The sequence below is a fragment of the Shewanella sp. H8 genome (genome assembly GCF_040285065.1).
Classification (GTDB): Bacteria; Pseudomonadota; Gammaproteobacteria; order Enterobacterales; family Shewanellaceae; genus Shewanella; species Shewanella polaris.
Genome location: NZ_CP157213.1, coordinates 1,068,142 through 1,082,132, shown reverse-complemented (window position 1 = coordinate 1,082,132; position 13,991 = coordinate 1,068,142). Strand labels below are relative to the sequence as shown.

Annotated in this window: 9 protein-coding genes; 8 read left to right on the top strand and 1 reads right to left on the bottom strand. The window is 43.1% G+C overall.

Annotated elements, in window-relative coordinates; genetic code table 11:
- The first annotated feature begins 3 nt into the window (after window positions 1-3).
- Window positions 4-1,410 (top strand): FAD-dependent oxidoreductase, encoded by a 1,407-nt coding sequence (locus ABIS04_RS04735; protein WP_140233581.1) that lies wholly within the window; start codon window positions 4-6, stop codon window positions 1,408-1,410.
- Window positions 1,411-1,780: 370 nt separating this feature from the next.
- On the top strand, window positions 1,781-3,769 hold the full coding sequence (locus tag ABIS04_RS04730) for a cytochrome c/FTR1 family iron permease (RefSeq protein ID WP_371833619.1): 1,989 nt from the start codon (window positions 1,781-1,783) through the stop codon (window positions 3,767-3,769).
- Between the two features lie 160 nt (window positions 3,770-3,929).
- On the opposite strand, the gene ABIS04_RS04725 is transcribed toward ABIS04_RS04730, so the two are convergent.
- Window positions 3,930-4,343 carry a hypothetical protein gene (locus ABIS04_RS04725; RefSeq protein WP_350433386.1) on the bottom strand — a complete coding sequence of 138 codons (414 nt, stop codon included), beginning with the start codon at window positions 4,341-4,343 and terminating at the stop codon, window positions 3,930-3,932.
- A gap of 301 nt (window positions 4,344-4,644) precedes the next feature.
- On the opposite strand from ABIS04_RS04725, the gene ABIS04_RS04720 reads away from it, so the two are divergent.
- The 6 genes from ABIS04_RS04720 to ABIS04_RS04695 all read left to right on the top strand — a co-directional run bounded on the left by ABIS04_RS04720 (window position 4,645) and on the right by ABIS04_RS04695 (window position 13,920).
- Window positions 4,645-6,948, top strand: coding sequence for a TonB-dependent receptor domain-containing protein (locus ABIS04_RS04720; protein ID WP_350433385.1), 2,304 nt, complete (start codon window positions 4,645-4,647; stop codon window positions 6,946-6,948).
- Window positions 6,949-6,959: 11 nt separating this feature from the next.
- On the top strand, window positions 6,960-9,113 hold the full coding sequence (locus ABIS04_RS04715; RefSeq protein ID WP_350432764.1) for an FAD-dependent oxidoreductase: 2,154 nt from the start codon (window positions 6,960-6,962) through the stop codon (window positions 9,111-9,113).
- Between the two features lie 131 nt (window positions 9,114-9,244).
- Window positions 9,245-10,138: a DUF547 domain-containing protein gene (locus ABIS04_RS04710; protein WP_371833618.1), complete on the top strand. Its 894-nt coding sequence runs from the start codon at window positions 9,245-9,247 to the stop codon at window positions 10,136-10,138.
- 115 nt (window positions 10,139-10,253) lie between these two features.
- Window positions 10,254-11,522, top strand: coding sequence for an ABC transporter substrate-binding protein (locus ABIS04_RS04705; protein ID WP_350433383.1), 1,269 nt, complete (start codon window positions 10,254-10,256; stop codon window positions 11,520-11,522).
- Entirely contained in the window at window positions 11,519-13,231 is a 1,713-nt protein-coding gene (locus tag ABIS04_RS04700; protein WP_350432763.1) for an ABC transporter permease subunit, read from the top strand. Before ABIS04_RS04705 ends, ABIS04_RS04700 begins: the two co-directional genes overlap by 4 nt.
- A gap of 2 nt (window positions 13,232-13,233) precedes the next feature.
- Window positions 13,234-13,920 carry an ATP-binding cassette domain-containing protein gene (locus ABIS04_RS04695; RefSeq protein ID WP_350432762.1) on the top strand — a complete coding sequence of 229 codons (687 nt, stop codon included), beginning with the start codon at window positions 13,234-13,236 and terminating at the stop codon, window positions 13,918-13,920.
- The last annotated feature ends 71 nt before the right edge of the window (window positions 13,921-13,991 follow it).

The following is a 13,991-nucleotide window of genomic DNA, read 5'->3' as shown; positions in this document are numbered from 1 at the left end:
ATTATGAGCAATGACTTTCAGTTTATCGAAGTCGGTCGAGTAGACCCTATAAAACTTAAAGCAAAAAAACGTGCCACACAATTTATTGAAATTTATCAGCCGTTTACACAACCTGAAGTCAAAGAGCAAGCCGACCGCTGCCTTGACTGTGGAAACCCGTATTGCGAATGGAAATGCCCACTGCATAACTACATTCCAAACTGGTTAAAGTTGGCTGAGCAAGGCCGCATTATGGAAGCCGCAGACTTGGTACACGAAACCAATACTCTGCCAGAAATTTGTGGTCGAGTGTGTCCACAAGATCGTTTATGCGAAGGCGCTTGTACCTTAAACGACGATTTTGGTGCTGTTACCATTGGTAATGTTGAAAAATACATTACTGATACTGCTATCTCGCAAGGTTGGCGCCCAAACATGACTCAAGTGACGCCGCGTAAAGAACGTGTAGCAATTATTGGCGCGGGACCCGCGGGTCTTGGTTGTGCTGATATTCTGGCTCGCAATGGCGTTCAAGCAGTCGTGTTTGATAAATATCCTCAGATTGGTGGCTTGCTAACATATGGTATTCCTTCATTTAAGCTGGATAAAGAGGTCATGGCCACTCGACGCTCAGTGCTTGAAGGTATGGGCATTCAATTTAAAATGGGTGTCACAGTCGGTAAAGATATTAGTTTTCAGAGCCTGTTAGATGAATATGATTCGGTATTCCTTGGCATGGGCACATACACTGCCATGAAAGCGAAACTACCTAATGAAGAAGCTCAAGGCGTCATTCAAGCGCTGCCGTATCTTATTGGTAATACCCATCACATTATGGGCACTCATGACGATGCAACACCGTATTTAAGCCTTGAAGGTAAAGATGTGGTGGTATTAGGAGGCGGAGATACCGCGATGGATTGTTTACGCACTGCTGTACGTCAAGGAGCTAAAAGCGTGACATGTGCTTATCGTCGTGATGAAGCCAACATGCCAGGTTCGCGTCGTGAAGTACAAAATGCCAAAGAAGAAGGCGTTAATTTCTTATTTAATCGTCAACCTGTGGCGATTAAATCTGAAAATGGCCAAGTGGTCGGTATTGAATGTGTTGAAACCCAAATGGGAGAAGCTGATGCCAGTGGACGTCAACGCGCCGAAATCATTCCTGGTAGTGAGCAAGTATTAGCAACCGATGCGCTAATTATAGCCTTTGGTTTCCAAGCCAGCCCTGCTGCTTGGTTTAGTGATTTTGGCATCGAAACCAATGAATGGGGATTAGTTAAGGCTAATAAAGCTGCTGACAACCCTTTCCAAACCACTAATCCAAAAGTGTTTGCCGGTGGTGATATGGTGCGAGGATCTGACTTAGTTGTCACTGCAATAGCAGAAGGTCGAGATGCAGCGTTAGGCATTTTGAACTACTTTGATTAATCGATACGCTTGATTAACAGTTGTATCAAAATAGTTTTTACTTGTGAATTAGCGTATCTTCGGATGCGCTTTTTTTTGCTTATATCAAACAGTAATAATGAATACCACAACCCTCTATAGACAAGCACCAGGTCTAATCCACTAAAACCACATAACTCATTGTTTAATAGGTAGCTATTCGATATAAACTCATTAAAAAGCAACTTCCATTGTTTAATCATTTCGCAATAAAGTGTATTTTGCTTAACCGCTCTGGCTAACACACGCCTTGAGTGATTGATTCGCTTCATGTAAGAAAGTAAAATGATAACCATTATCATTTATTGTTTAGTTTAAAGAATAATTCCTTCATTTCTATTAAGGCAATCCCTTGAATACTTTCTTAAGCAGCTTCACGTTATGGCGACAACAGCTCACATCTTCTGTATTCAACAGATGTCTGTTGGTTGTCATTGCCTCGGTGTTTTCAACGTCTTTATGGGCACAAAGCCCGGCCGTCACGCCACAAGAGACATCACCAGATTTTTTAAAACAAACACGACAAATTCTTCAATTAGCTGAATACATTGGTGTTGATTATTCAGAAGCCGTAACCGAAGGTAGTATCTCTAATCCAGATGAATTTGCTGAAATGCAGCAATTCGCTGGCATCATCATAGAGAAAACCAACCTCCTCGCCAATGATGTGCCAAACTCATTAACGGCCGATGCATTACAATTACAGCAAGCCATTGCAGACAAATCATCACTGGATGTTATTCAAGGGCTTAGCCAAAAAATACGTAACCAGTTATTAAGTCAGTCTCCAGCATTAGTGTTACCAACACAGCTTTTAGCTAAAGAGAATGTTAAACAGCTGTTTATTGAAAATTGTTCAACATGTCATGGTGATTTAGGCCTAGGCGATGGACCACTTGCCAAATCATTGTCACCAGAGCCGACCAACTTTACTGACCAAGAACGTGCATTAAACCGTTCATTATTGGGGCTTTACGATGCGATTTCAGATGGTTTAGATGGCAGTGCCATGCGTGCTTTTAGTGAATTAAATGATCAACAGCGTTGGTCATTGGCTTTCTATGTAGGTAGTTTAGCTTTTGAGCCAACAGCTACCACAACAAAACACATCGAAAACGATACTAATATTGAATTACAACAATGGGTCAATAGCAATCCAACCCAATTAATTCAGCAGAATGTTGGAATTGATAAAGCCAAATTATCATTACTACGCTCACAACCTGAGCTACTGTTTCAACATGCTGACTCGCCTATTTCGGTAGCCCGTACTAACTTACAGGCAGCAGTCAAAGCCTATCAAGCTAATGAGTTTTCACAAGCACAAACCTTAGCTGTAAGCGCCTACCTCGATGGTTTTGAATTAATTGAAAACAACTTAGATGCCCACGATAGTGGTTTGCGTAAATCAATCGAAAGCCAGTTGCTTAATTTTAGAAACATCCTAAAAACAGCAGGACAGGATGGCCAGGTAAATCAACAGTTGACCAGCATATTGGCTCAACTAGACCAAGCCGACACCCTATTAACGGGGCAATCACTATCGAATAATGCCATGTTTTCGGCTGCATTAATCATCCTGCTACGCGAAGGATTAGAAGCACTGTTAGTAATCATTGCTTTAATGACAGTGTTAATTAAAACCGAACGTCAGGATGCAATTAAATTTGTTCATTTTGGTTGGATATCAGCACTCGCCGCTGGTGTATTAACCTGGTGGGCGGCAGATAACCTTATTAGTATTAGTGGAGCATCTAGGGAGTTAATGGAAGGTGGGGCCGCACTATTAGCGGCATTAGTATTGTTTTATGTCGGCTATTGGATGCACAGTAAAACCCAAGGCTCGAAATGGCAAAGTTACATTAAAAACAATGTCGATCGTCATTTAAATACTGGCACTTTATGGGGACTCACTGGGCTGGCATTTATTTCGGTCTATCGCGAAGTGTTTGAAACCATCTTGTTCTATCAGTCGTTATTAACGCAAGCCATTGGATCCGCCAGCAGTAATGAACAAGTAAGTTACTTGGTTTATGGTTTGTTTTCTGGCATAGCCGTTTTAGCCGTTATTGCGTGGTTAATGGTGCGTTATTCGGTTAAATTGCCGTTGGCACGCTTCTTTGCTGTGAGCTCTTACTTCATGCTTATTTTAGCGTTTATTCTGGCAGGTAAAGGTATTTCAGCGCTACAAGAAGCAGCTGTAATTAGCCTGACACCTTTTCCGATTGATGTGTCGATTAGCTGGTTAGGCATTGCCTCAACGTGGCAAGGATTAATCACTCAAATGGTGATTGTAGTGTTATTTAGCTTTTTAGTTATTCGTAATCGTGATGCTAAATAATACACGCTGCTATGTGTACCCTAATTAACCTTTAAGGCTTGATTCGGCATTACATCGATAAAACAATGTTCCAATAAGCATTGCTTCAATAAAAAGACCGACTAAATACATTTAGCCGGTCTTTTTATATTAGAACATGTATTAAATATCTGCTTAAAGTTTACTTCACAGTAAACTTAGTATCTTGATCTCGTAATAGATACAATGCAAAACACGCTGCCCACATTGGCCATGCCGCAAAAAACAATAAGTTATTAAATGCATCAAAATACTGATTAAATGCCGACAAAGTGGAAGCGCCGTGCATTAAGAAAATCACGCCATAAGTGATGCGTTTTTTAATACCCAATACAAAAGCAAACACGAGTAATAATTGTAAGCCACCCATAATGTATGCTGCGACTTCACTCACACCGCCAATTCCATAAAACTTCTCGAATATTCTCATGCTATGGCCAGGATTAACAAACTTATCCAATGTCCACACTAGCATCACTAAAAATACACCTAAGCGTAAAGACAATAACGACCATTGCAATTTGCTTTGAACATCGCTAGTAAGTGTTGTTTGCATCATAATTCCTTAAAAAATATAAATAAAACTCATTATGTTGAGCTTTTAATAGGCTAAACTGATTTTGACTAAAAAGTTAATCAGCCGTTAATTGACCGAGTAAGCCAAGATTATGTTGCACAAACACTTATGCCATTTAGTTCTAAACAAATAAAATTCGACATAACATTGTTGAAATAAACTTGTTAACAACAGGGTCTCTTTCACCAAGTTCATTACAGCAGAAAAAATTATGCCTATTTATCGTTACCCTAACCGTTCACTTACCGCACTAGCTATTAGCGTAGCCTTGTATTCATCAATGGCTTCATCGATGGCTACTGCAGCCGAAGACACCTCTTCTATCGAGGTCATTCAAGTGTCAGGCAAAGCGATTAATGACAAAGGCATGTCACCTAAAAACAGCACTGTTGATGGCCCATTTGGTGACGGAATAGCATTAAAAGATATTGCTCGTTCAGTGACGCCTATCACCAGTGAAATGATTGAACAGCTTAATATCATAGACTTGTCTGACATTCAAAAAGTCAGCCCAAACAGTTATTCTGCTAGCGGCTTTGGTGCATCAAGCCTACCCACGATTCGTGGCCAACTAGGCGAGCTATATCAAGACGGTGTGCGTCGCCAAGCGGGCAACAATGGCTTTGGTATACCCATGTCGTTTAACGCAGTCGAACAAATTGATGTGGTAAAAGGCGCACCGCCAGTGCTATTAGGCACCAGCCAACGTAATGGTGGATTTGTTAATATACATTCTAAAGTCGCGCCTACTGACGACCAGTTTACTAATCTCACCTTATCTGGCGGTAGCTGGGATCATTACCGTGCACAAATAGATGTTGGCACCGACATCGTGCCCAATGAAAGCGGTATTCGCTTAAGTGCCGAACATATCGATAATGGCAGCTATTACGATTACTCAGGCTTTAAAAGCGACAGCGTTTTTGTGGCATTTAGATTATTGCCAGACGATGCCAGCACTTGGGACATTAATGTCGAATACTATGATGTTGAGTTTACCGACAACGCGGGGATTAACCGCCCGACTCAAGCATTAATCGACAACGGTTTATACGTTACAGGTCATGGTGTACAGCCTAATGGCAGCACTGTAGCTGGCGCCAATGCCATCGTATCCCCTACTGGGTTAGTTGAGATAGATCGCAGCCAAGTATTAACCGACCCCGACAATATCAATAACGCCCAAACCTTTTTACTTCACAGTACTTATGTTCGTGAGTTAAGTGATAAAACGACCTTTAAAAACATAACTTATTATCAACATTTAGAACGTGAAGAAATCGCTAAAAATAGTTTTGTTGAAATTATTGATGGCGCCGATACCGCCCAAAACAGAGTTGAATTAGCCTATCAGTGGAACGATAGCCAAAGCACTATTACTGCGGTCGATATCCGCTACAACAAAGTGTTAGGTTACAGTCAATTTACCACCGAAGCGGACTTACCTATCGACTTGACTGGTCCCATTGAAAACCGCCGTATTCCTCTTACTGCTGAGCAGCAAGCAAGGCTAGTTGAACTTCGTCTAGGTGTGTTTGTGTCACCCGGTGCCCAGTACGATACCAATGGCGATGGCAGCGGCAATTTTTCATTGTCTGACACCACTGACTCAACCAGTTGGCAAACGGGTCTAGCCATTCAACATAACAGCCAATGGACAGATAAATTGTCGACCAGCATTGGTTATCGTGCCGATTTTTATGATGTAGATGCGCACGATCCGATTGCCCCGCAAGGGCAAATCGCAGCAAGCGATTCGATCAGTGAAATGCTTGAATCAGGGCAAATCAGTGTTAGTTATCAACTCAGCGATTTTATCACCACCTATGCCAGCGCCAGTTATAACGAGTCAACCTCAAACAGCATGGCTGGCGGTACCACGTTAGGCGCCAACAACCAAATTAGTAGCCAAAACTTTGCCACCGAAAATACCTTAACCGAAGTGGGCATTAAATATTCACCAACGGACAGTGCTTGGTATGTTGACGCTGCAGTGTTTGACCAAAAACGCAGTCTGCGTAATCGTGATGGCAGCAATACCGGCATTCGCACTAAAGGTTTTGAAGCCCAAGCCTTTTATGATGCTGATCCATTTTGGTTAAGCGCGGGCTACAGTTATTTAGACGCGCGTTATGATGACTCCGCCAGTAGTCAAGATACAGTACAAGTTGCCGATACGTTTGATAACTCACGCCCAGATATTATTCAAGGCACAGGTATTGGCGCACCAAACTTCGCTTCATTTGCACCGTCGGACCGCCGTGTACAAGGCCTTCCTGAACAAACGTTCACAATTAATGGCGGAATGTCCATTACTGAGAAATGGAAAGCTGGTTTCTCCGGTCTATATACCAAGAGTTACCCATTGGACTATTTAGCGACTGTGTATATTCGCGATCAGTACACGCTTAACATTAACACTCGCTATGATTTTACTGAGCAAACAAGTTTAAGGCTGGACGTCAATAACGTTACGAATCAAGAGAACTGGCGCCCGGTATTTGAAGGCGGTTATTTCGGTTCTACCTTGGTTTATCCTGAACTACCGGTTAACGCCACCCTGACTTTACAGCACTCATTTTAAGGCTATAAATTATGTTTAAAAAAATTGTTTTATTACTGATTGCTGCATCATTAGTGGGATTATTTTTCCACTTTGACTTGCATCAATTACTGACCTTAGAGGGCCTAAAGGGCTCGATGAATGACTTTAGTCAATTACGTGAAGAGTCACCACTGTTGGTTATTGGCGGGTTCTTTTTATTGTATGTGGCAGTGACCGCATTGTCCTTACCTGGTGCCGCGATTCTTACCATCGCTTCGGGTGCCTTATTTGGCATCGTAGAAGGATTAATTATTGCGTCGTTTGCCTCGAGTATCGGCGCAACACTGGCATTTTTAGTGTCGCGTTATCTGTTGCGTGATTCAATTAAACAACGTTTTCCAGAGCGCTTAGCGGCCATTGATGCCGGTATTGAAAAAGAAGGTGGCTTTTACTTATTTACCTTACGTTTAGTGCCAATATTCCCGTTCTTTTTAATCAACATGCTGATGGGTGTAACCGCCTTTAAATCGTGGACTTTTTACTGGGTAAGCCAAGTCGGTATGTTCTTGGGCACCTTTGTTTACGTTAATGCGGGGACTCAGTTGGCACAAATTGACAGCTTATCGAATATTTTATCTTTTAACCTTATCGTGTCATTTGCACTATTAGGTTTATTCCCCATTATTGCAAAAGGTATTGTTAACATGATCAAAAAACGTCGCGTATACAGCAAATGGACCAAGCCTGCTAAATTTGATCGCAACATGATTGTGATTGGCGCAGGTGCCGGTGGCCTAGTAACCAGTTATATTGCTGCCGCAGTAAAAGCTAAAGTGACCTTAATTGAAGCAGGCGAAATGGGCGGCGACTGCTTAAACTATGGCTGTGTGCCGAGTAAAGCGATTATTAAAAGCGCTAAAATTGCTCAGCAAATAAGAAACGCCCATCATTACGGCTTAGAAGACAGCACTCCTGAATTTTCATTCAAAAAAGTCATGGCGCGCGTGCATCAAGTGGTTGCCGATATTGCTCCCCACGACAGTGTTGAGCGTTACACCAACTTAGGTGTCGACGTAGTCAAAGGCTATGCAAAATTAGTTGACCCATGGACAGTTGAAATTAGCCACCCAGACGGTAACACCAGTCGCTTAACCGCGCGCAGCATTGTTATTGCTACTGGTGCTCGCCCATTTGTGCCACCGTTACCAGGCATAGAAGAAGTTGGTTATGTCACCAGTGATACCTTGTGGGACGAGTTTGCAAAACTCGATACAGCACCACAAAAATTAGTGGTACTAGGCGGCGGCCCAATTGGCTCAGAACTGGCACAAAGCTTTGCCCGTTTAGGCTCGCAAGTGACTCAAGTTGAAATGGCTGAGCGCATCATGATCAAAGAAGATCTTGAAGTGTCTGAGTTTGCCACCCAAGCCTTGCAAAAAAGTGGCGTGAATATTTTAACCTCACACCAAGCGCTGCACTGCGAACTACGAGACGGTAAAAAATACCTTATTGTTAAACATCAAGAGCAAGAGTTAGCGTTAGAATACGACCAGCTATTATGTGCTGTCGGTCGTAGTGCCCGCCTAAGCGGTTACGGCTTAGAAGAGTTAGGCATTGAAACCAACCGCACTATCGTCACCAATGAATACCTAGAAACCTTATACCCAAATATCTATGCGGCAGGTGACATTGTTGGGCCTTATCAATTTACTCACGTAGCAGCGCATCAAGGCTGGTACGCGGCAGTCAATGGACTTTTTGGCCACTTGAAAAAGTTCAAAGTCGACTATCGCGTCATTCCATGGACCACATTTATCGATCCAGAAGTGGCTCGTGTGGGTATTAATGAATACGAAGCCAAACAGCAAGGGATTGATTATGAGGTCACTCGCTTTGATTTTGCCGAGCTTGATCGCGCCATTACAGACAGTGCTACCGAAGGGTTTATTAAAGTGATTACCCCTAAAGGTAAAGATAAAATCTTAGGTGTAACGGTCGTGTCTGAACACGCTGGTGATTTAATTGCTGAATTTGTATTGGCAATGAAACACGGATTAGGGCTTAACAAGATTTTAGGCACAATTCACAGTTACCCAACATGGGCCGAAGGCAACAAGTACGCCGCAGGTGAATGGAAGCGTAACCATGCACCAGAAACTGTATTGCGCTGGTTAGAAAAATACCACACATGGCGTCGTGGCTAACCTGACAGAGAAATGACTCAGGTTCACGTAACTATGGTTCACCTAGCTAAGGCTCACAAAGTTGGGCCTTAGCTTTTGAATCATTTAGATTTTGAATCATAAAGATGGATCTTAAAAATAGGTCTCAGATAATGAAAATATTAACGCGATTTACTCAATCATTTTTACTGACTATTGGTCTTTTGTTGAGCTTGCTTTCCAGTAATGCGGCTATTGCGGCTGTGGATGAGTCTGAGGTGCTTTCTGATGCTAATCATCTTGTGCAGAGCCAGACAAAAATGGCACTACATGATGAGTGGAATACCTTACTCAGCCGTCATGTAAAACCGATTAACCAAGGTCACAGTAGCGCGGTAGATTACGCCGCGATACAACAAGATCGAACCATATTGACCGACTATCTCAACCAATTAAGTCTGATAACCCAAGCAGAGTTTGATGCTTGGGACAAAGCATCGCAATTAGCATTTTTAATCAATGCTTACAACGCGTGGACCGTTGAGTTTATCTTAACTAAATACCCTGACATCGACTCAATCAAAGACCTAGGCAGTTTTTTTAGTTCTCCATGGGATAAAAGCTTTATTCCATTATTAGGTAAAACCCGCAGCCTAAATGATATTGAGCACAAACTCATTCGTGGTAGTGATCGTTACAACGATCCCAGAATCCACTTCGCGGTAAACTGTGCCAGCATTGGTTGCCCTGCACTGCGTGAAGAAGCCTATACAGGTGCTAAACTCGAACTGCAATTAACCCAGCAAACTGAACGTTTTCTTGCCGATAGTAGCCGAAATTATGCCAAGGGAGACACCCTGTATTTGTCTTCTATCTTTAAATGGTATGGCGACGACTTTACCAAAGGATTTCGCAACACTCATTCGATTGAAGCATTTTTATTGCTTTATTCCAATAGTGATAAAGGTGTTCTGACATTGACGCCAGCACAGCGTCAAGCGGCAGAAAAACAACAACTCGATATTGAATACTTAGATTATGACTGGTCACTTAATATTGCTGGCTAATTTACGCTGGCAGCATATCGTTAGCACGGCATTTTACTGCAATCTTATAAAGTCTAGGGTTGCAGTAAGCTTTGGGCTTAGTGCTTTTTTGCTTATTACTGCCCTTTGTACTGGTATGGCTCATGCTTCTGTAAACGATGTTGTAGATAAACCGGCAGCACAAACCCAAATATTAACGACACCATCAATCCCAGTATCTAATCAAGCATCAGCTCAAGCATTGAAATTATCATGGCCAGAGATTGAATCTCGAGGTGCTAATCAAGATGTGTACTTTCATGCTTGGGGTGGCGATCCGCAAATAAATCGTTATATTCAATGGGCCGCGAAACAAGTTAAGCAGCAATATCAGATCAATTTACACCATGTAAAACTCACTGACACCAGCGAAGCGGTCAGCCGAGTATTAGCCGAAAAATCAGCAAGCAATGATCATCAAGGCCAAGTCGATTTAGTGTGGATTAACGGTGAAAATTTTGCCGCCATGGCCAAGCATCAACTGCTAGCGCCAAATTGGGTTACGCAATTACCCAACTTTGGTTTAACCGATCCAGACAATAATCCTGCGATGACTCGCGACTTTGGTGTGCCAACACAAGGGATGGAAGCACCATGGGGTAAAGCTGCGCTGACGTTTTACTACGACAGCATATTGACCACATCACCACCGCAAACTTTGCAACAACTAAGCCTATGGGCCAAACAACACCCAGGCAGATTCACCTACCCTAAGCCACCTGACTTTTTAGCCACCAGCTTTTTAAAATACGCCTTAATTGTGCTGAACAACTCACAACCTGAGGCGATTAAAAATCTGCTTTATCAACCCGCGACAGCGCAAAACCAGGCTTTGTTATTACCGGTATTGTGGCAATATTTAGATGAGCTACATCCGCATCTATGGCGCAAAGGTCAACACTTTATGTCCAGTGGCATGGAGCTACGTCGCTTAATCGGCGATGGTGAACTTGCCCTAGCGTTTACCTTTTCAGCCGCCGAAATTCCCGCGGCCGTTGCACGTTTTGAATTACCCGACAGCAGTCGCAGTTATCGTATGCAAGATGGCAGTTTGAGTAATATTCACTTTATCGCCATTCCCTATAATGCCGCTCACCTGGACAGCGCTAAATTGGTAGTCAATTTTTTACTGAGTCCACAAGCTCAAGCACACAAACAGCAAGCGAATATATGGGGCGACACCAGCGTGTTAGCACTATCAAAGCTGACAGCCGAACAGCAAACTTGGTTTGAGCCACCCGCTCAGTCACATCCCAGTGCCACTATTGCTAACCAAGCAATCAGCCCAGCGTTAAGCGAGCCAGATCCAAGTTGGAGTAAGGTTATTACAAAGCTATGGTTACAACGCTATGGAGTGATGCAATGAACACGGTAGCCAAGCTGTTCAATCCAATTGTGCGCTTCAGTCCATTTATGATGATGGCTTTGTTACTGATCCCTGTATTGGGTGGGTTAATTGGCGTTATTCTGCCTGCGTTTGGTTGGATCCCAGCACTGGATCAAACCCATTTTAGCCTGAATGGTTTTCAGCAATTATGGCAAACGCCGGGCATTGGCCACATGGCGTTATTGAGTATCACCACCAGCTTGATGAGTACCTTGTTGGCCTTTTTAATCACCATATTGATCCTAGCAAGTTACTTTACCAGTCCGTGGCTGGGTTATATTCAACGCCTTTTAGGACCTATTTTGGTTATCCCTCATGCTGCTGCAGCCATTGCTATTGGATTTCTTATCACCCCGTCTGGCATGTTGTCTCGCTTAGTGTCGCCTTGGTTAAGTGGTTGGGATGCACCACCAGATTGGCTATATCCACACGATGCGATGGGGCTGAGTATTATTCTAGGCGTGACCTTAAAAGAACTGCCTTTTTTATTACTAATGGCACTAGGCGTATTAGCACAACCCGACCTTGGGCAAACATTGCGGGCACAACATAAAGTGGCATTGAGCTTAGGTTATTGCCCAATGACGGCTTTTTTCAAAGTAGTGTTACCCAGCTTGTATCCCCATTTGCGCTTACCAATATTAGCAGTATTGGCTTACGCCAGCGCCAGTGTCGAAATCCCCTTAATTTTAGGCCCTAACAATCCACCGACATTGGCAGTGGCAATTATGCAGTGGTTTCATGACGTGGACTTAAGCCTACGCATTAAAGCGTCTGCTGGGGCAATATTACAAATTCAACTGACGTTATTAGTGTTAGCCTGTTGGTGGTTACTCGAACGCTTAGTGAGTCAATTTGCTAAGCCGATGTTAACCAATGGCGAGCGCGAATACGGCGGCGCTATCATCCAAAAGATAACCCATGTCATCACCGCATTAATGTTAACTATCATCGGTTTGGCTTTAGTGGGAATGCTGTTGTGGTCTTTTGCTGGCTTTTGGCATTTTCCTGATGCCTTGCCGCAACAATTTGTAATGCTGCACTGGCAAACGGCATTACAACAAATGCACACACCACTTATCGACACGGTACTGATTGCCCTCTGCGCCACCGTTCTGGCGATAACTTTAACCTTGCTCACCTTAGAAGCGGAGCAGCATAGCGGAAAATCGCTATCGCTTCTGGGCAGTGTATTAATTTATCTGCCCTTGCTTATTCCAAGTATCGCGTTTTTATTTGGTTTGGTCTGGTTACTTGAGCAAGTAAACAGTCAACATACTTTTATCAATGTGGTACTGGCCCATTTGTTATTTGTATTACCTTATGTGTTTTTATCGCTGGCCAGTAGCTATCGTCGTTTAGACCCACGCTTTAGTATTGTTGCGGCCAGTCTTGGGGCCACCAAAGCAAAAATATTTTTCCGGATTAAACTGCCCATGTTAATTGGGCCTATATTCATTGCTTGCGCATTAGGTTTAGCCATTAGCTTTAGCCAATACTTACCAACCTTACTCACTGGTGGTGGACGCATCAATACCATTACCACTGAAGCTGTTTCGCTAGCCAATGGAGGAAGCCGTAGGATCAGTGCCGTATATGCGTTAATGCAAATGATCCTCCCCGCTTTAGGTTTTTTACTGGCTTGGCTATTGCCAAAAATGTTAGTCAAACGCCACCAACAAGGATAATAATGCAAACATTCGCGAGTACAGCCAACGGCTCAAATACCACCTCAACATCAGAACTCACCATTGATGGGCTGATCTTGCGTCGTCAGCAACAAAACTTATTATCATTAAGCGCGACCATTCGTGGCGGTGAAATATTAACAATTATGGGGCCATCTGGCAGCGGCAAATCAACGTTATTAAACTGGTTAACAGGCATGTTGCCAGCGGGCTTTAGTGCTGAAGGTCAATTGCATTTAAACGGCCAAAATATTACGAAAACAGCCAGTCATTTACGCCATATTGGTTTGCTCTACCAAGACCCGTTATTGTTCCCGCATTTATCCGTGGCAGGAAACATCGGCTTTGCTATGCCGCCAAGCCCTAAAGCACAGCGACAAGCCGCAATTAGTGAAGCGTTAACACAAGTCGGTCTGGGTGGATTAGAACAACGTGACCCGCAAAGTTTATCAGGCGGTCAGCAAGCTAGGGTGGCATTGCTGCGGGTATTGCTTAGTCAACCCAAAGCCATATTATTAGACGAACCCTTTAGTAAGCTGGACAGTCAGTTACGTCAAGAAACCCGACAATTGGTATTTGATCAAATACGCCAGCATCAGCTACCTGCCATTATGGTGACTCACGATCAAACCGACGCGGATGCAGCTCAAGGTAAAGTCATTAAATTAACATCAAGTGAAATGATATAAACCACTATTTTGACAAACAACAGCTGAATTAACAGACAACAGATCGATTAACATACAACAGCTTAATTGGA